The organism is Methylophilus luteus, from assembly GCF_042676265.1.
Lineage (GTDB): Bacteria > Pseudomonadota > Gammaproteobacteria > Burkholderiales > Methylophilaceae > Methylophilus > Methylophilus luteus.
This window is the reverse complement of record NZ_JBHTKB010000001.1, coordinates 1,362,545-1,381,284: the sequence shown is the minus strand read 5'-3', so window position 1 is coordinate 1,381,284 and position 18,740 is coordinate 1,362,545. Positions and strand designations below refer to the sequence as shown.

Here is an 18,740-nt window from a genome sequence, read left to right as displayed (position 1 = left end):
CTTATGAGCGGGCTGCTGTTAAGCAGCGCGCTGACCAGCGCTGATGACGGCGAAGGCTTTCAAGCCTGGGTAGCGGCGTTAAGGCAGGAGGCGCTGGCTTTACAGATTGCGCCGCAAGCCGTGGATATCACCCTTAGCCAGGTCAGTTACCTGCCCAAAGTGATAGAGCTGGACCGTAAACAGCCGGAATTCGTCACCAGTTTTTCTGCCTATGTGAATCGCCGTATCAACCAGCGCGTGGTCAATAAAGGCAAGCAGATGCTGCAAGATTACCAGGGCGTGTTGTACGTAGTTGAAGAGTTATACCAGGTGCCGAAAGAGGTGCTGGTGGCATTTTGGGGGCTGGAAACAAATTTTGGCGGCTATATGGGCGATATTCCACTTGCCTCGGCGCTGGCTACCTTGTCTTATGAAGGGCGGCGTGCCGAATTTTTCAAGCGCGAATTACTCAACCTGATGCGCGTGGTCGAGCGCGAGCAGCGTTATGACAGCCCGGTCACCGGTTCGTGGGCTGGTGCGACCGGGCATATGCAGTTTATGCCCAGCACATTGCTCAAATATGGTGTGGATGCGGATGCAGATGGCAAGATAGATATCTGGGGCTCTTACCCGGATATATTCAGTTCGGCCGCCAACTATCTGTCACAGGCGGGTTGGCAGGCGGGCCAGCCTATCAGCCAGCAGGTGGCACTGCCGCCAGGCTTTGATTACAGCCTGGCCCAATTGCAGCTCAACAAGCCGGTCAGAGAATGGGTGAAGCTGGGGGTGGTTGGTGTGCCCGAGAGTGCGATCAGCCTGCCGCAGGCAGCTATCATCCTGCCACAGGGTTTTGATGGCCCGGCTTATATGGTTTTCCCCAACTTTGATGTCGTCATGCAGTGGAACCGTTCGGTGAATTATGCGCTGAGCGTGAGCCTGCTGAGCCAGCAGTTAAAGCAGGAGATCTATACCCTGGCGATGCCGCCGGAACCGCCAGCGCTCAGTTACCAGCAGATGTGGGCATTGCAGGAAGCGCTGAATGCCAGAGGGTTTGACAGCGGCACGCCTGATGGCTTCCCCGGTGGCAAGACCCAGGCGGCGATACGCCGTTACCAGTCTACACAAAAGCTGCCCCAGGATGGTTATCCTGGAATGGCCATATTCAACCGCCTGACGGCAGAGCCGGTCTTCAATGAGACTGTCAGCCCATAAAGCTTAGCTCGGCCCAAAGCGCTCAGCTCAGCCCACAGTCCTTAGCTTTAAGCAGACAGTAGGACTCGCACGGCTTAACGGGTCTTGAACCAGCCAGTTACACTCACGCGCGCCTGGGTCGCCGGGCGCACGGCATGCCAGAACCTGTCCGATAAAAACAACACCAGCCTGCCGCCTAGCGGTGCAATATCGATGTGCTCGGCCTCTGGCAAAGGCGCTGCTGCGTGCTGGCCGGTATATAAACGTAATTCTCCGCCAGCCTCAGGCGGCCAGTGCTCATTCAGGTAGATGATGAGGGTCAGTGCCCGGCTGCTGGCCGTCGCACCCGGGCTATGCTGGTGAAACTGGTCTATATGCGTGGCATAGCCGGATGAGCCGGCCGGATAGATGGCAAAATGCGTTTCCACATGGTCCAGCCCCATCATCAGCTGTCTGTTCAGCAGCTGTTGCAGTTCGCTGAGCAAACCAAAATAGTGACGTACAGCCGGGTGCGCATCATCTTCATCCAGCCAGGCGATCTGGTCAGCGCGCAGGTCAGGGTTGGTGACGGCGGCTCTGCTGGTGCCTGCCTGGCGCATGGCCCCTGCCTGCTGACGTGCCAGCGCCAGTTCGCGCAGGCTTGCCATCACATCGTCAGCAATAAAGTGGTCTATCACGCAGTAGTGCTGCTGAGTCAGGCTATCCAGCAAGGCATCAGCCATGTCCTCAGGCAGCAGGGCAGGGGTGGGGTGTATATGATTCATGGCGATTATTATAAGGCGTATACCATTGCCTATAGTTCTGCTTTCGGATAGAATGCGCAACCTTATTGATTTGCAGCATGGCTGTTTTAAGCATGACTGTGAGTTTTATAGTCGCGTAGCTCAGCTGGTTAGAGCACCACCTTGACATGGTGGGGGTCGATGGTTCGAGTCCATTCGCGACTACCAGATTTTAAAGCAGATATTAAAGCCACCCCAACCAGGTGGCTTTTTTGTTTGTAGCGGGTTTGTATGGGCTTTTTGTCCGCGGTGTGGTCAGTATCTGGGCCTAGTTCCGTTGCAGACTTTTCACGCGCTGTGCGATAATGTTTGTTTGGCTATAAACTAGGCGCCATGCGCTTGTTTTTATAGCGATTTTAACCTGAGTGAGAGAGATACATGCCTGTAATACGCTTGCCTGATGGGTCTACCAGAAGCTTTGAGCAGTCGGTGACCGTGGCTGATGTCGCGATGAATATTGGTGCCGGTCTGGCAAAAGCCGCATTGGCAGGTAAAGTCACGCACCCAGGGCAGGCAGCCAAGCTGGTGGATACCAGCTACCTGATAGAACAGGATGTAGACCTCGCCATCATTACCGATAAAAACGACGAAGGCCTGGATGTGATCCGTCACTCCACCGCCCACTTGCTGGCTTATGCGGTAAAAGAGCTGTTCCCGGATGCGCAGGTGACCATAGGCCCGGTCATCGATAACGGCTTTTACTACGATTTCAGCTACAAGCGCCCGTTCACCCCGGATGACTTGGCCGCCATTGAAAAGAAAATGCAGGAACTGGCCAAGAAAGACGAAAAAGTGGAGCGCAAGGTGTTGCCGCGCGATGAAGCGGTCGCCTATTTCAAAAGCATCAACGAGCATTACAAGGCTGAGATCATTGCCAGCATCCCCAGTAATGAGGATGTTTCGCTTTATAGCGAAGGTGGTTTTACCGACTTGTGCCGTGGCCCGCATGTGCCTAACACCGGCAAGCTGAAGGCGTTCAAGCTGATGAAGCTGGCTGGCGCTTACTGGCGTGGCGACAGCAATAATGAAATGTTGCAGCGTGTCTATGGCACCGCCTGGCGCAACAAGGACGAGCTCGAAGCTTATCTGCATATGCTGGAAGAAGCTGAAAAGCGCGACCACCGCAAGCTGGGCAAGCAACTGGATTTCTACCACATGCAGGACGATGCACCGGGCATGGTGTTCTGGCATCCGCGTGGCTGGGTGATCTGGCAAGAAGTCGAGCAGTATATGCGTGCCAAATTCAAAGAGTACGATTACCAGGAAGTGCGCACACCTACCGTGCTGGATAAGACGCTGTGGGAAAAGTCCGGCCATTGGCAGAACTACCGTGACAATATGTTTGTGACGCAATCTGAAAGCCGCGATTACGCCGTCAAGCCCATGAACTGTCCCGGCCATATCCAGATCTTCAATAGCAGCCTGCACAGCTACCGCGATCTTCCTTTGCGCCTGGCCGAGTTCGGCTCCTGCCACCGTAATGAGCCTTCCGGCTCGCTGCATGGTCTGATGCGCGTTCGTGGGTTCACCCAGGACGATGCGCATATCTTTTGTATGGAATCGCAAGTCGAGGCCGAAGTAGCCGACTTTATCAAGATGCTGTACGAAGTCTATAAAGACTTTGGCTTTGATGATGTGATCGTCAAGCTTTCTACCCGCCCGGAAAAACGGGTAGGCACCGAAGAGGCCTGGGATATGGCTGAAACTGCCCTGGCTAACGCCATTAAGGCCAACGGCCTGGAGTTTGAATACCAGCCGGGCGAGGGTGCCTTTTATGGCCCCAAGATAGAATTCACACTCAAAGACTCACTGGGCCGAATGTGGCAATGCGGCACCATACAGCTGGACCCTAACCTGCCAGAGCGACTGGGCGCCGAATATGTGGCTGAAGATAATTCCCGTCAGCGCCCCATCATGCTGCACAGGGCCATCGTCGGTTCCATGGAGCGTTTCCTCGGTATTCTGATTGAAAACTTTGCCGGTGCCATGCCGGCCTGGTTAGCGCCGGTGCAGGTCATGGTGCTGAATATTTCTGATGGTCAGGCTGATTATGTGCGCCAAGTGGTTGAAAGTTTGAAGAAAAATGGCATACGCTGCGATTTTGACTTGAGAAATGAGAAGATTACCTATAAAATACGCGAACATAGTTTGCAAAAGTTGCCATACCTGATCGTGGTGGGCGACAAAGAAATGCAAAATGGTCAAGTGGCCGTACGTACCAGAAAAGGTGAAGATCTGGGTGTGATGACGGTAGACGCGTTTGTAACGCGTGTGCAGCAAGACATCCGAAGCAAGGTCTGATTTTCTTAGGTGCCGTGCGGCTTTGTTTATTGTTTAGGGGATTGTTATAGCTCAAGATAAAGATACACGCATCAATGGCGATATTACTGCGCCACAAGTGCGTCTGGTTGGTGTAGATGGCGAACCGTTAGGTGTGATGACTCTGAGAGAGGCCTTTGCCAAAGCGGAAGAAGCTGATATTGATATTGTTGAAATTGCACCAAATGCAGCACCACCAGTGTGCCGTTTGATGGATTATGGCAAATTCAAATACGCCGAGAGCAAACGTCTGCATGAGCAAAAACTGAAACAAAAACAGGTGCAAATCAAAGAGGTCAAATTCAGGCCCGGCACCGATGATGGCGACTACAACATCAAGTTAAGAAATATCATCCGCTTTTTGGGCGATGGTGATAAAGCAAAGATCACTTTGCGTTTCCGTGGACGTGAGATCACGCACCAGGAATTCGGCCTGGCGTTATTGAAACGTCTGGAAGCAGATCTGACTGAGCACGCATTGGTTGAGCAATATCCTAAAATGGAAGGCCGCCAAATGGTGATGGTGCTGGCACCGGCTAAAAAAGCAGTGCCAGTAGCGAAAAAAGCAGATAAAGCTGCTGAAAAAGAAACACCGGCCGCTGAATAATTTCGGCGCCAAAAGTTTAAAGCAACACATAAAGTTTTTTTGGAGTAATACGGCTAAATTGGCTGCCTAGTTACTCTCTATTCAACCTCTAAGGAGACCAAAATGCCAAAGATGAAAACAAAGAGCAGCGCCAAAAAGCGCTTCAAGTTCTTGGGTAATGGTAAAGTGAAGCGTACACACTCTCACTTGCGCCATATTCTGACCAAGAAAACCACCAAGCAAAAACGTAAGCTGCGCGGTACTTCCATTATTTCTGCTACTGATGTCAAACGCGTTCGCGCAATGATGCCAACACAATAAGGAGACCGATATGCCTAGAGTAAAACGTGGCGTCATAGCCCGCGCAAGACACAAAAAAGTATTAAAAGCAGCTAAAGGCTACCGTGGCCGTCGTAAGAACGTTTACCGCGTTGCCAAACAGGCGGTGATGAAAGCCGGTCAATACGCTTACCGTGACCGTCGCCAGAAAAAACGGCAGTTCCGCACTTTGTGGATTGCGCGTATCAACGCTGCAGCCCGTGAAGCTGGTTTGACATACAGCCGTTTCATGAATGGCTTGAAAAAAGCTGCGGTTGAAGTTGACCGTAAAGTATTGGCTGACCTGGCTGTGTTTGATAAAGCTGCTTTCGCTAAATTCGTAGAATTGGCAAAATCAGGTTTAAGCGCCTAGTCTGACCTAACAAAAAAAGAGGCTGCGGCCTCTTTTTTTTATTTCAATCGCTGTATAAACACAATTGCTAGAAAAATATAACTATGGCCGATCTTAATCCCTTAATCGCAGAAGCGCAGCAGGACTTTGCTAACTGTCATGATGTGCCTGCACTGGAAAATGCCAAAGCCAAGTACCTGGGCAAATCCGGCGCACTCACCGAAGCCTTGAAAGGCCTGGGTAAACTGTCCGCCGAAGAGCGCCCGGCAGCAGGCGCTGCGATTAATGTGGTCAAGCAGGCGGTAGAGCAGGCACTCAATGCCCGCCGCGACAGCATACTGGCGGCAGAACAAGCCAAACAACTGGCCAGCGAGAGCATAGATGTCACTTTGCCTGCGCGTGCGCAGTCTGCGGGTGGTTTGCACCCGGTGACCCTGACCTTGCGCCGCGTAGAACAACTGTTTCACTCTATAGGATTTAGCGTGGCCAATGGCCCTGAGATAGAAACTGATTTTTATAATTTCACCGCGCTGAATATTCCTGATAATCATCCGGCGCGCGCCATGCATGACACTTTTTATGTAGATAGCGGCAGCGAAAGCATGGAACATGTGCTGCGCACGCATACCTCACCGGTGCAAGTGCATTATATGCAGGATAATACGCCACCGCTCAAGATCATCGCGCCTGGCCGCGTTTATCGTGTCGATTCCGATGCTACCCATTCACCTATGTTCCACCAGGTGGAAGGTTTATGGGTAGATGAGCAGATCAGCTTTGCCAACCTGAAAGGCGTGGTGCAGGATTTCCTGCAGAAATTCTTTGAGCGCGATGACCTGACTGTACGTTTCCGTCCGTCATTCTTTCCGTTTACCGAGCCTTCTGCCGAAATGGATATGAGCTGGAACGGCGGCTGGCTGGAGATCGGTGGTTGCGGCATGGTGCATCCTGAGGTGCTCAAGCACGTGAATATCGATAGCGAGAAATATCGCGGTTTTGCCTTTGGCCTGGGCGTGGAGCGCCTGGCCATGCTGCGCTATGGCGTCAATGATTTACGCCATTTCTTTAATAATGACCTGCGCTTTTTGCAGCAGTTTATTAAATAATCGCCCGTCACTTTTAAACCTGAGGAAACATGAAATAAGTAAGCGAGCGGGATAAAGTGCAAGGCGCACGCAACGCAGCAATCAAGACAGTACATAAAGTACAGCTTGGTTTCGAGTACCGCGTAACGCAGCCATTTACCCGCTTAGCCGCGCACACCATGTTTTCTATATCAGATAGGTAAGAAAAAATATGCAGTTTTCAGAACAATGGTTACGCTCTATGGTCAATCCGGCGCTGGACACCGCGCAACTGGGTCACGCATTGACTATGGCTGGTCTGGAGGTAGAAGAGCTGACAGCGGTCGCCCCTGCTTTTAACCGTATCGTGGTGGCGGAGATCCTGGAAGCCAGCAAGCATCCGGATGCTGACCGCCTGCAGGTATGTAAAGTCAATGTCGGTGGCGAGATACTGCAAATCGTCTGTGGTGCGGCCAATGCGCGTGCCGGCCTGAAAGCGCCTTGTGCGCTGGTCGGCGCCGAGTTGCCAGGCATCAGCATCAAGCAGGCCAAAGTGCGTGGTGTGGAATCATTCGGCATGATGTGTTCAGCCAAAGAGCTGGGCATCGCCGCTGAAGCCAATGGCATCCTGGAACTGCCAGCCGACGCACCGGTAGGCCAGGATATCCGTGACTATCTGGCCCTGAATGACCATACTTACACCCTGAAACTCACCCCCAACCGTGCCGATTGCCTGAGTATCCTCGGCATTGCCCGCGATGTGGTGGCCATGACAGGTGCGCCTATGCAGGCGCCGGCCATACAGGCTGCGGCTGTGGCCAGCCAGCAAACCAGGGCAGTCACTGTGACTGCCGCTGACGCATGCCCTGCCTATTACGGCCGGGTGGTCGAGGGCGTGAATGCGCAAGCGGCCACGCCGGACTGGATGATACGCAGGCTGGAGCGCAGCGGTATACGCAGTATCAGCGCGCTGGTCGATATCACCAATTACGTATTACTCGAGCTGGGGCAGCCTCTGCATGCATTCGACCTCAACTTGTTGCAGGGCGATATCCAGGTACGTTATGCGCAGGCGGGTGAAAAGCTGCTACTGCTTAACGATAGCGAGATCAGCCTGAAAGCGGATGACCTGGTGATCGCCGATGCCAGTGGTCCGGTGGCACTGGCCGGTATCATGGGCGGCAAGCCTAGTTCGGTCAGCGATGCGACCCAGGCTATTTTTCTGGAAAGTGCTTTTTTCACGCCTGATGCCATCGCTGGCAAAGCACGCCGCCTGGGCCTGAGTACAGACTCATCTTATCGCTTTGAGCGCGGGGTCGATTTTGGCAACAGCCTGAATGCGCTAGAGCGCGCAACCGCACTGGTGCTGGAGATCTGTGGCGGCAAGGCCGGCGCGATCACTAGTAGCGCCAGTCAGTTGCCAGAACGCAAACAGGTGACCTTGCGCTATGCGCGCCTGATCTCGGTGCTGGGCATAGACATCAGTGCCAGCCAAGTCGGTCAGTTGCTGACCCAGCTCGGATTCGCCTATAGTGAAACAGACGGCGTATTCCAGGTCAGTGCACCTAGCTTCCGCTTTGATATCGCGCGTGAAGAAGACCTGATAGAAGAAGTGGCGCGTCTGCATGGCTACGAGCATATCCCGGCCCTGACGCCAGTCGCATCCCTAGCCATGCTGGCCGCCCCTGAAGCCCAGCGCCACCCTGATCACCTGCGTGACGTCATGGTGCAGCAAGGCTATCAGGAAGTCATCACCTACAGCTTTGTCGATGCCGCCTGGGAGCGTGACCTCTACGCAAACCAGCAAGCCATCGCGCTGAAAAACCCTATCGCCAGCAACCTGAGCGTGATGCGCTCCGGTTTATGGGGCGGTTTGCTCGATACCCTGAGCTACAACCTCAATCGCCAGCAAACGCGTGCCCAGTTATTTGAAGTCGGCAGCCGCTACCAGCGCCAGGGCCAAACTTATATTGAAACGCTGACCCTGTCCGGGCTATGTTATGGCCACGCCTTGCCTGAGCAATGGGGCAGTGCGGCACGCCAGTTCGATTTCTATGACGCAAAAGCACATGTAGAAGCGCTGTTTGCACAAGCGGTGCGTTTTGTGCCTGAGCAACATCCGGCATTGCACCCGGGCCAGACAGCCCGCATTTATGTTGCTGAGCAGGCCGTAGGCTGGCTGGGTAAACTGCACCCGCAATGGCAACAGCAATATCAGCTCAACCAGGCCTGTTTCCTGTTTGAGATCGATGCAAATGCCATACAGCGCAGTCAGGTTCCGGCTTATCAGGAGGTAAGTAAATTCTTGCCGGTTAGGCGCGACCTGGCCATGGTGGTCGAGCAAAATATCTCGGCACAAGACATGATAAATGCCATTATTGCCGAGAAAATTCCGCAGCTGCAAACAGTAAAATTGTTTGATGTTTATCAGGGTAAAGGCGTGCCAGAAAACAAAAAAAGCCTTGCATTTCTTGTACTTATGCAAGATACTGGCAAAACCATGGTCGATGAGGAAGTGGATGCTATCGTGGCACAAATCCTCAAAAACTGGTCATCTAATTTTTCTGCATCGCTACGATAGTTTTCGGATAATTTACAGATAATTTTCGAATCGGTGTCAGAAGTTTCCAGATAGTATCTGGTATATTCGCTGGGTATTTATCTTTGGATCAAACCCAAAGAATCAGTAGATTCAATACTAGCGTCGTTTCACATAATAAGAAGGTTCAGGGGATCATTAATGACACTCACAAAAGCTGACTTGGCGGATTTGTTGTTTGAACAAGTCGGACTGAACAAACGTGAAGCCAAAGACATGGTAGAAGCGTTTTTTGAAGAAGTCCGTAATGCACTGGAAAACGGAGATAGCGTCAAACTTTCCGGTTTCGGTAATTTTGAATTGCGTACCAAATCCGAGCGCCCGGGCCGTAACCCGAAAACAGGTGAAGAAATACCGATTTCAGCCCGCCGCGTGGTGACTTTCCATGCCAGCCAGAAATTGAAATTACGTGTAGAAGAGCATTACGCCGAACAACCTTTGCAAGCCCAAGCGTAACCAAATATCAAGCATAACTAATATCCAGACATGGTCGAAGCGCAAAAAATCACGTTACCGCCTATCCCTGCCAAACGCTATTTCACCATAGGTGAAGTCAGTGAATTGTGCGGCGTGAAGCCGCACGTATTGCGTTACTGGGAACAAGAATTCACCCAGCTGAAACCAGTCAAACGCCGTGGCAATCGCCGCTACTACCAGCATCACGAAGTGCTGCTGATCCGCAAGATCCGCGAGTTACTGTACGAGCAAGGCTTTACCATCAGCGGCGCGCGCAATCGCCTGGATGGCGTGGAAGAAAAGGCCGATAAAGCCGGTCGCCTGGCAGCCGAATCTGCCACTGCATCCACCCTGAATACAGCGGCACTGGCAGACCAAGCAGCAAGATTACCTGCTGTCGATATCGAGGCACTCAAACAGCAGATACAACAGGTGATCAACCTGCTCAAAGTCGCCGCCTGATCTGCCTTGCAAATACACAAAACCGCATATTCTGCTTAGCGAATATGCGGTTTTGTTTTATAATTCAGCCTTCTTTTCAGGCGGGTTCCCGCCTGGGATCAAATGTCGGGGCGTAGCGCAGCCTGGTAGCGCACTTGCATGGGGTGCAAGGGGTCGAGTGTTCGAATCACTCCGTCCCGACCAATCAATCACACTATCTAGCGAAATTCAGCTTTCTTCAATGAGCAGAACGTAAGCAGTTCCTCTTACACTTCACTGCCGGTAAAGCCGAATCCAGCAAGGTATTAATACTAATCAATCAGTTAAGCTTTTAGTGCTAATTTTAAACAATAAAGGCTGGTTTCCCAGCCTTTAGATTTTATGGTGATACTCTTACTGAGTGCGGCGTTTAGCTATCGCTAATAAGCCTAAACCTGCAAATAACATCACCAGCCTGTCAGGCTCTGGCACCACGGCTATACGTCCCGGGCTCACTGCCCATACATAGTTTCCTATGCTGTCAGTTGGTGTGCTGATTAGAAAATTCTTAAAAGTTATACCTTGAGCGGCTAACTCCGTTATGAATATAAATGCAGACTGCGGGCCGTTAAACACTCCAAAGGCAGGCCAGTCATAGCCATTCTCGGTGCTAGTCCAATAAGCATCCCTGAGCTCTTCGTTATCAAAATAAATCGTAGGTTGCGGTGGAATGTATGGCTCCCATGGGCTGCCTTCCACATGATGAAGCTCTCGGTAAAAGAGTTCATGATACTCATCTCCTGCATTGACTCCGTTGGTCGGCTGGTCATAGCCAAAGGTCGTAGTAGCAATGAAAGGCAAACGCCAGTTTGCGGCCCCACCATAATTGATGCTATTCAAATAACTGGTAAAAGCCATCGCTCCAAACCACGTTGCATGACCCGCCTTAATCGCACTGAAGTCTGCACTAGTCAATGCATAGTCTCCAGTTGGGCTAAACTGGTTTGGAGTATTGGTAATGATAGGACTGGCCGCAATAATTTCATTAATTAGCGTGTTAAATCCGCGGCTCTTTATCATGCTGCCAAGCAGATTCGCATCTTTAGTCCAGGTCACATCGCTGACGGAGCTATAAACCAGGCCAACATTACTTGAGTGGTATGCAGTCAGCTCCGCGTGAGCGCTCAAGCTTGCTAGCAAAAGCAATGCTGAAACATAAGCTCTGCTTGTTATTTTTATTTTCAAATGCATACAGACCTTTTTGAATGACTTAAGCGCTACGGTGGCGGTTGATATATCCGATTAAGCATAACCCAGCAAAGAGCATCGCCATACTTTCAGGTTCAGGCACTGTTGAGGCTAGACTGGGGCTTACAAACCACGCATACATCCTATAAGCGGTTTTACTAAGAACCTGTTGATTACCTTCATTATTCATGAAAAACCATGCGTTATTAGAGTTGGCACCAAATTCTGTTCCAGTCCAATATGCGTCAAACTGCTCGTTAGCAAAGATCTGCGTGTCGGGTAGTTTTTGGTAGGCTGAGCCACCAAGTTCTTTATAAAACAATTCCGTTAGCTCGTCTCCTCCAACACTGTCATTAGTTGTTAATCCCCAGCCAGTATTGGTATTGGCCACAGTAGGTAATCTCCAATTGTTTCTTCCTCCATAACTAATGCTATTAAGATAATTGGCAAAGGCCATACCACCAAACCAAGAGACTATTCCATATCGAGATAATGGACCGCCTTCAAAATCTGAAGCACTCAATCCTAAAGTGCGGTTACTGTTTGCAGCAATAACACTATTAACCAAGTTATCAAAGCCTTTATCCTTGATCATGCTATAGATTAAATTAGCATCTTTCGTCCAGATGACATCGCTCAAAGAGCTGTAAACTAAATCAACGCCATTAGACTGGTAAGAGGTCAGCTCTGCCTGCGCATGCATAGAAGCAAGTGCCATCACACCGCTGATCAGACTCTTTCCTATGTTGCTATTGGTTGAAAGTTTAAACATTGAATCACCGCTCAATTAATTAGTATTGTTCTAAACTAGCCTCCTATTAAACATTTTTCTAATGACAAAATATCTATTTCTGCTAGTTCTAACGGACTAGTGTTGGCTTGCGCTTTGTTGATGGATTTCGCGGCTGAGTTATCAATATGAAGATGCTTTTGCAAGAATTAGCTAACTGCTATAGTCGTCAAAAAATAAGGGTTGGATTAAAAATGACAGCTTGGTGGTATTCAGAAAACAATAAAAATATCGGGCCAGTTGAAGAGGATGCACTGGTGGCACTTCTGCAGTCAGGCAAGATCAGTCACCAGACTTTGCTATGGAGAGAGGGTTACGCTTCGTGGCAGCCATTTGCAGAGATCCGCGAGCTGGCATTTCTCAAGCATGTGATCCCGCCCTCGGCTGATTTAAAGCCGGTTGCGCCGCCTCTGATATACACAACGGCAGGTCGCTGGCAGCGTTATTTCGCCAGGATCTTTGATCTATGGCTGGAGTTGCTCATTGTGACCTTTGTGTCCGGTTATATTCTGGGCCAGGTTTCCAGCACTTTCATCGAGTTCGTCAATAACGCTAACGCCCACCTGATCGGCATCATCTACTTGCCATTCGGGCTGGTCCTGGATGCTGTTCTTTACCATTTTTTTGGCAATACGCCGGGTAAAGCCATACTAGGTATAAAGGTGGTGAAAAATATCGATCTGCCACTGACCTCACGTGAATACCTAAAGCGAAACTTTTCCTTATGGGGCAGTGGGTTAGCATTTGGTTTGCCATTAATAAATCTTTTCACCATGTCTAAGCAATTTGGCAGGCTAAAAAAGGGCGAGGCAGCCAGCTACGATCTTGCCGGTGACTTTGCTGTGAAAGCAAGGCCATTAGCCGTATGGAAATGGTTGCTGTTTACTATCCTGTTTGTCAGCTTGTTTGCGGTGGTGCTTTACCTGAATTTCAAGGAGAAAGAGTTTCAAGTCAGGCATAGCGGGGTTGCAGCAAACTATCACTGGATTAATCCGGTCACCAACAATAGAGCCACTATCAATTCAATTTGGGGCAGTAGTGAGAAAAAGAATCCAGAAGGCCAGACTTTTTACATGTTTACTGAACAAGCTCAACATGCGGTGATCGTTTTTGCGGTGGAGGAGGTGCCAGGGATCACTTTGGAACAATATGTACAGGTATTTATCCACAATGCATCACAGAATATGCAGTTCTGGAATGGCGGTACTTATGACCTCAAGGGAGTGAACCAGCGCTGGCAAGGCTGGGGGGCTATGCTGGATGATAAAAATAACCGGTTCAGGGTCGAGCTTATCCATAATGAAGACCGGGTGTGGCGGATAGTCAGCATTCAATCCAGGCCTTACGAGTACTCAGATGCCATGGTTGATAAGCTGAAATCCGAGCTCTGGAAAACGGCTTTGTAACATTAGCTATCTGATGCTGAAACACGCAACAGGGCGGGTGTGGCCCTTTAAGCGCTGATCACAGTGACAGCGGCTGCCTGGCTGGTGCTTAGCTTTGGTGCACTATTGTGGCTGGCAAAGTGGCGCGAGAGTGCTTCACTCAGCGGGGCGGGCCGGTTGAGGTAAAAGCCCTGGGCAAAGGCGACGCCCATTTCTTCCAGGCAATCCAGAGTGGCCTGGTCTTCTACATATTCGGCTATGGTTTGTATGCTCATGGATTCAGCCACGCTCTGTATGGCTTTGGCCATCGCCAGGTCCACCTTGTTGATGGTGATGTCTTTGACGTAAGCGCCATCCATTTTGAGAAAGTCTACCGGCAGGTGCTTGAGATAGCTGAAAGAGGACATACCACTGCCAAAGTCATCCAGCATGAAGCGCGTGCCCATGGTTTTGAGTTCTGTGATCAGTTTGATGGTGTTGTCTATATTGATGATGGCAGAGGTTTCTGTGACCTCGAAACAGACATGGCTGGGCGATATCTCATAGTTGGCAAAGCAGTTTTTAATATACGGCAGCAGGGTAGGGTCACCGAGTGACATGCCGGACAGGTTGATGCTGACGATGAAAGGCTTGGTGGCCGATTGCGTTTTAAATAGTGGCTGCAGTGCCATGAATGCGTGCTGTATCACCCAGCGATCTATCTTGGCCATCAACTGGTAGCGTTCGGCGGAAGGCAGGAACTCCGCGGGCGGGATGATGCCGCCATTCTCGTCGCGTTTGCGGATCAGGATCTCGTAAAACGGTGGCAGCTCTTTCTGCTGCATGGGGAATATCCCCTGGCAATACAATACAAAGTCATTGTGCTCTATGGCTTCGTTGATGCGTAATACCCATTCCATTTCAACGTGGCGTTTGAGTAATACGTCATCTTCAGGGTGGAACAGGTGGATCTGGTTGCGGCCATTGTCTTTGGCGACATAGCAGGCGGCATCGGCATGGCGGGTGACCTGGCCGACATCTTTGAGGTCGGCAGTGATTTCAACGATACCTATGCTGATCCCGGTCTGGAACAAGCGGCCTTCATGCATGAACCTGAAAGCTTCCACCATCTGGCGTAGCTGCGCTGCGATCTCGATCGCTTTTTCAACCTGGCAATAGCTGAGCAACAAACCGAATTCATCGCCGCCCAGCCTGGCAAACGTGTCTTCGGCACGAATGCGCTGACTCAGTATCATGCTGATCTGCCTGAGCATCTCATCGCCAGCCGGGTGGCCGCAGGTATCGTTGATGACGCGGAACTGGTCCAGGTCCATGTAGCAGAACACATGATTCGCTTTGTGCTGTTTAACATCTTCCAGCGCCTGTTGCAGACGTCTTTCCAGTTCCTGGCGATTGACCAGGCCGGTCAGGGCATCGTGGCGTGCCTGGTAACGCAATTGCGCCTGGGCGTCCTGGATGCGGTGGCGCATGTCGGCTTCTACATGCTGCATCTCCCTGGAGATCTCGTTGATAGTGGTTTGCAGCGAATGAATCTCCGGCAGGCTGTTTTTAACCTGGCTCAGGTGCTGGTTGCCCAGCATAAATCGCTTGAGCGCGGCTGTCATTTCGCGGATGGGCCGGCTGATAGAGCGGCTGACCAGACACACCAGCACTGAACACAGCATAAGGGCCAGGGTGATGTAACCTATGTTGCGGATAAAAGCCTGACGATGATCTTCTATCATCGCCGCTTTATCAATGGCCACAAACACGAAACCGAGCAGCGCGTGTTTGGCTTCATTAGAGAATATCTTCACCATGGTCACGTCGTGCGTGGCCTGTTGCATCACCTGGGTATCCTGCTGTGGTAATGATTCGTTCACTATGAAAGAGGCACCAAGTTGAGCCAGCGGGCGTTTATCCGCATCGGCGATCATCAGTGAAAGATAAGGTTCGCGGTTTAGCTGGCTGGCTTTGAGCAGTCTTTCAATATAAGGGCGGCCATGCAGCTCAGATTGGTTATGCACAACAGCAGACAGGAATTTGGCAGTGGTCAGCGCATGCTGGCCCAGCTTGTCTTCATCGCTCTTCAATTGCTCCTGAAAATCAAATAGCAGGAAGAAACAGGATAAAGCGAATACCGGCGCAATCACCAGTAACAGCAGTCGGGATTGAATACTTAAGTTTTGGAAAAATTGCATGGTTCCAGGTAATTCATTTAATTCAAAGCAACGGCTAAAACAACGTAGTGAGGAGCATGGTAAAACGCGCAAGCTGAAGTCATGACATCCCCCCGGATTTCCTGTATAAGTCTAAAAGATATTAAGCCCATAAAGATACTTAGGGTAACATTTAATCTGCTGCTATTTACCTTGCCAGCAAATTTAACCAGATCGTTGATCCAGCCCCGCCAGCAAGTTCATACAGTCAGCGAATTGTTAACTTGTTTTTGCCAAAGAGTGTATTGGTTTTTTCATGATACAGCAAATTTATATCACAGATTTTCTGTCTGACGCAGCCGCCGACCCGGCAGCGGTGATTCAAGGCCTGACTGAGCACAGTCCTCTGCTGCTGAAAGCCGACTGGCAAGTGATGCCAGAGACGCCATTGAGCGCGTTGTTCAGCACGTTGCATGCCGGCCCTCACTCCGCATCTGACGTAGCTGCCGTACTGCGTGCGCAACAGGCTACGCTCACAGACTTGCCTGCCTTATGCCTGTTGCCGGTGCACCTGGGTTTGCAACGAGATACTTTTTCGCTGCAGGGCACGGTGCAGATGTCGCCAGCAGTGTATGCCTATCTGACAGAAGCGCTGCAACGGCACTTTGTGCAGGATTTCAAGCTGCATGCGACAGCCGGGCAGCGCTACTGGTGGGTACAACCACTGCAAGCGCTTGAAGCGCATAGCCCATGGCCGCAGGACTGCCTGTACCAGCAGGCTTTCCAGTGGCAGCCGCAAGGCACAGACGCTACGCGGATACGGCAGTGGACCAATGAAAGCCAGATGCTGTTACACCAGTTCTCACAAGACCAGGATTTACCGGGCTGGCCAGCACGACTGAATAGCCTGTGGTTTGCCAGTGTGCCGCAGCTGCCGGTGTGGCGACACCAGTGGCAAACGGTGCTGGGCGCCGGGGCGGTGTTTGATAGTTTGCGCGCAGCACAACTGCCGGCGTTGCAGCAGTGGGCACTGGCCGAGGTGCTGCATGACAAAACCATCACCAGGGCGCTGATGGTGGTTGACCAGCCAGAGCAGGTAGACTGGCAGGTACTTGCCGCTGCATTGCACAAAGGTGAGCTGTCTGCACTTGAAATAAGCCTGCCATTTGCCGAGCGCAGCGTACGCGTGACATATAAAAAAGCTTATCGCTGGCAGTTCTGGCGCAAGACGCATAGTCTGGCCGGCTTGCTGGACACGCTTGAAGCGTCATTGCCCGGCTTTAGACCTGCACCTGTTTGATCGCGTTTGTGGTTTAACCAGAATATAAAATTAAATATAGATGAAAATCCAGCAAAGACCCTACTCAGCAACCTCGTTTCAGGCCTTGCAGGCGCAAGGCCTGCCGGAAATATTGGCCAGGCTGCTGGCGGCCAGGCAAGTGTCAGTCGATGACTGGGGCCTGCAGGAGATGCCGCATCTGCTTAAGCCGCAGGCGCTGACCGGCTGTAGCGAGATGGCACGCCTGCTGGCGGATGCCATACAGCAACACAAAAAACTGCTGGTGATTGGTGATTATGACGCGGATGGTGCTACTGCCACCAGCGTCGCCATGCGTGGCCTGAGCATGATGGGCGCGCAGGTGGATTTTCTGGTGCCCAACCGCTTTGAATATGGCTATGGCCTGACGCCCGAAATCGTCGCGCTGGCCGCACAGCAGCAGCCGGATGTGATCGTCACCGTGGATAACGGTATTGCCAGTATTGATGGCGTCAGCGCGGCGAAAGCGTTGGGGATGCAGGTGCTGATCACCGATCACCATTTGCCGGCCGAACAAACGCCGGCCGCCGATTGTATCGTCAACCCCAACCAGCATGGCTGCGATTTCCCGAGCAAGCACCTGGCAGGCGTAGGCGTGATGTTTTATGTGCTGATAGCCCTGCGCGCCGAGCTCAAGCAGCGCGGTCTGCTGGCTGAAGATGCAGTACACCTGGGTAGTCTGCTCGACCTGGTGGCCCTGGGCACCGTGGCCGACCTGGTCAAGCTGGATGCGAATAACCGTATCCTGGTGCGGCAAGGCTTGAAACGTATCCGGCAAGGTCAGGCTTGCCCCGGCATACTGGCGATCTTAAAACTGGCCGGGCGCAATGCCGTGCAGGTGACTGCGCAAGACCTGGGCTTTTATGTAGGCCCGCGCCTGAATGCCGCCGGCCGGCTCGATGACATGACCATAGGTATCCGTTGCCTGCTGGCAACCACGCCGCAAGAGGCCATGGTCTATGCGCAGCAGTTACACGTGCTCAACGCCGAGCGCAAACAGATAGAAGCCGAGATGCAGTGGGACGCGATGGCCGACCTGGCGCAGGATTTTCAGGCCAGCCAATATACCATCAGCGTGTTCCAGCCAGACTGGCACCAGGGCGTGATAGGCATACTTGCTTCGCGCATCAAAGAGCGGTTTCACCGGCCGGTGATCGCATTTGCCGATGCCGGTGATGGCATGATCAAAGGTTCAGGCCGCTCAATCGCGGGTCTGCACCTGCGCGACGCGCTGGATCTAGTGACCAAGTTGCAGCCTGACCTCATCCTCAAGTTCGGCGGCCATGCCATGGCGGCAGGGCTCAGCATACGCGCTCACGATTTTGCCCGCTTTCAGCAAACGTTTGAGCAAGTGGTGCAGCAACTGATAGATGCCGAGGTCTTGCAGCAAGTGCTGGAAACGGATGGTGCACTGCCAGTCCAGGAAATGACGCTGCACAACGCAGAGATGCTGGGCCATCAGGTTTGGGGTCAGGGTTTTCCGCCGCCGGTGTTTTACGACGATTTTGAAGTGATACAGCAACGTATCCTAGGCGAAAAACATCTCAAGTTGCGCCTGCAAAAACAGGGCGCGCAGTTCGAGGCGATCTACTTCCAGCATGCCATGCTGTTGCCGGAAAAAGTCACTCTGGCTTATGCCTTGCAGATCAACGAGTTCAATGGTGCCAGAAACCTGCAGTTGCAAGTCGTGCATGCAGATATCAGCTGATGCTGCTTTAGCGCTGATCGCCAGCACGTTTTTTCAGTACAGGCAAGATTTAGCCTTAGGGCGAAGCTCTTAAATACGGTAAAATAC

16 protein-coding genes and 2 tRNA genes are annotated in these 18,740 nt (G+C 51.7%); 14 read left to right on the top strand and 4 right to left on the bottom strand.

Annotated elements, in window-relative coordinates:
• Positions 1 to 3 precede the first annotated feature (3 nt).
• Entirely contained in the window at positions 4 to 1,191 is a 1,188-nt protein-coding gene (locus ACFQ1Z_RS06335; RefSeq protein ID WP_379056418.1) for a lytic murein transglycosylase, read from the top strand.
• Positions 1,192 to 1,265: 74 nt separating this feature from the next.
• Here ACFQ1Z_RS06335 and ACFQ1Z_RS06330 read toward each other — a convergent pair whose 3' ends face one another.
• Positions 1,266 to 1,934 (bottom strand): 2OG-Fe(II) oxygenase, encoded by a 669-nt coding sequence (locus ACFQ1Z_RS06330; protein WP_379056417.1) that lies wholly within the window; start codon positions 1,932 to 1,934, stop codon positions 1,266 to 1,268.
• 109 nt (positions 1,935 to 2,043) lie between these two features.
• Here ACFQ1Z_RS06330 and ACFQ1Z_RS06325 point away from each other — a divergent pair.
• From ACFQ1Z_RS06325 to ACFQ1Z_RS06280, 10 genes are all read left to right on the top strand, one after another.
• Positions 2,044 to 2,120, top strand: a tRNA-Val gene (locus tag ACFQ1Z_RS06325).
• 210 nt (positions 2,121 to 2,330) lie between these two features.
• Positions 2,331 to 4,253: a threonine--tRNA ligase gene (gene thrS, locus ACFQ1Z_RS06320; RefSeq protein WP_379056416.1), complete on the top strand. Its 1,923-nt coding sequence runs from the start codon at positions 2,331 to 2,333 to the stop codon at positions 4,251 to 4,253.
• Positions 4,254 to 4,293: 40 nt separating this feature from the next.
• Positions 4,294 to 4,878, top strand: coding sequence for a translation initiation factor IF-3 (gene infC, locus ACFQ1Z_RS06315; RefSeq protein WP_449288888.1), 585 nt, complete (start codon positions 4,294 to 4,296; stop codon positions 4,876 to 4,878).
• A gap of 102 nt (positions 4,879 to 4,980) precedes the next feature.
• Positions 4,981 to 5,178 (top strand): 50S ribosomal protein L35, encoded by a 198-nt coding sequence (rpmI, locus tag ACFQ1Z_RS06310; protein WP_019881750.1) that lies wholly within the window; start codon positions 4,981 to 4,983, stop codon positions 5,176 to 5,178.
• 10 nt (positions 5,179 to 5,188) lie between these two features.
• A complete protein-coding gene (gene rplT / locus ACFQ1Z_RS06305; RefSeq protein WP_379031113.1) occupies positions 5,189 to 5,548 on the top strand; it encodes a 50S ribosomal protein L20 in 360 nt (119 codons plus the stop codon).
• A gap of 83 nt (positions 5,549 to 5,631) precedes the next feature.
• Positions 5,632 to 6,633 carry a phenylalanine--tRNA ligase subunit alpha gene (gene pheS / locus ACFQ1Z_RS06300; RefSeq protein ID WP_379056415.1) on the top strand — a complete coding sequence of 334 codons (1,002 nt, stop codon included), beginning with the start codon at positions 5,632 to 5,634 and terminating at the stop codon, positions 6,631 to 6,633.
• 190 nt (positions 6,634 to 6,823) lie between these two features.
• Positions 6,824 to 9,172 carry a phenylalanine--tRNA ligase subunit beta gene (pheT, locus tag ACFQ1Z_RS06295; protein ID WP_379056414.1) on the top strand — a complete coding sequence of 783 codons (2,349 nt, stop codon included), beginning with the start codon at positions 6,824 to 6,826 and terminating at the stop codon, positions 9,170 to 9,172.
• Positions 9,173 to 9,331: 159 nt separating this feature from the next.
• Positions 9,332 to 9,646: an integration host factor subunit alpha gene (locus ACFQ1Z_RS06290; RefSeq protein ID WP_055826063.1), complete on the top strand. Its 315-nt coding sequence runs from the start codon at positions 9,332 to 9,334 to the stop codon at positions 9,644 to 9,646.
• Positions 9,647 to 9,676: 30 nt separating this feature from the next.
• The gene (locus ACFQ1Z_RS06285) at positions 9,677 to 10,108 is read left to right on the top strand and encodes a MerR family transcriptional regulator (RefSeq protein WP_379056413.1); all 432 of its coding nucleotides are present in this window, start codon (positions 9,677 to 9,679) and stop codon (positions 10,106 to 10,108) included.
• A 106-nt stretch (positions 10,109 to 10,214) separates the two neighbouring features.
• Positions 10,215 to 10,291: transfer RNA gene (locus ACFQ1Z_RS06280), tRNA-Pro, on the top strand.
• 189 nt (positions 10,292 to 10,480) lie between these two features.
• Here the strand turns inward: ACFQ1Z_RS06280 and ACFQ1Z_RS06275 are convergent.
• The gene (locus ACFQ1Z_RS06275) at positions 10,481 to 11,317 is read right to left on the bottom strand and encodes a PEP-CTERM sorting domain-containing protein (RefSeq protein WP_379056411.1); all 837 of its coding nucleotides are present in this window, start codon (positions 11,315 to 11,317) and stop codon (positions 10,481 to 10,483) included.
• A 19-nt stretch (positions 11,318 to 11,336) separates the two neighbouring features.
• Positions 11,337 to 12,086: an Lcl C-terminal domain-containing protein gene (locus tag ACFQ1Z_RS06270; protein ID WP_379056410.1), complete on the bottom strand. Its 750-nt coding sequence runs from the start codon at positions 12,084 to 12,086 to the stop codon at positions 11,337 to 11,339.
• 212 nt (positions 12,087 to 12,298) lie between these two features.
• On the opposite strand from ACFQ1Z_RS06270, the gene ACFQ1Z_RS06265 reads away from it, so the two are divergent.
• Entirely contained in the window at positions 12,299 to 13,510 is a 1,212-nt protein-coding gene (locus ACFQ1Z_RS06265) for an RDD family protein (protein WP_379056409.1), read from the top strand.
• A gap of 47 nt (positions 13,511 to 13,557) precedes the next feature.
• Here the strand turns inward: ACFQ1Z_RS06265 and ACFQ1Z_RS06260 are convergent, their stop codons facing one another.
• The gene (locus tag ACFQ1Z_RS06260) at positions 13,558 to 15,669 is read right to left on the bottom strand and encodes a putative bifunctional diguanylate cyclase/phosphodiesterase (RefSeq protein WP_379056407.1); all 2,112 of its coding nucleotides are present in this window, start codon (positions 15,667 to 15,669) and stop codon (positions 13,558 to 13,560) included.
• 274 nt (positions 15,670 to 15,943) lie between these two features.
• Here ACFQ1Z_RS06260 and ACFQ1Z_RS06255 point away from each other — a divergent pair, with 274 nt between their 5' ends.
• Positions 15,944 to 16,927 carry a hypothetical protein gene (locus ACFQ1Z_RS06255; RefSeq protein ID WP_379056406.1) on the top strand — a complete coding sequence of 328 codons (984 nt, stop codon included), beginning with the start codon at positions 15,944 to 15,946 and terminating at the stop codon, positions 16,925 to 16,927.
• Positions 16,928 to 16,967: 40 nt separating this feature from the next.
• Positions 16,968 to 18,653: a single-stranded-DNA-specific exonuclease RecJ gene (recJ, locus tag ACFQ1Z_RS06250; protein ID WP_379056404.1), complete on the top strand. Its 1,686-nt coding sequence runs from the start codon at positions 16,968 to 16,970 to the stop codon at positions 18,651 to 18,653.
• Positions 18,654 to 18,740 lie beyond the last annotated feature (87 nt).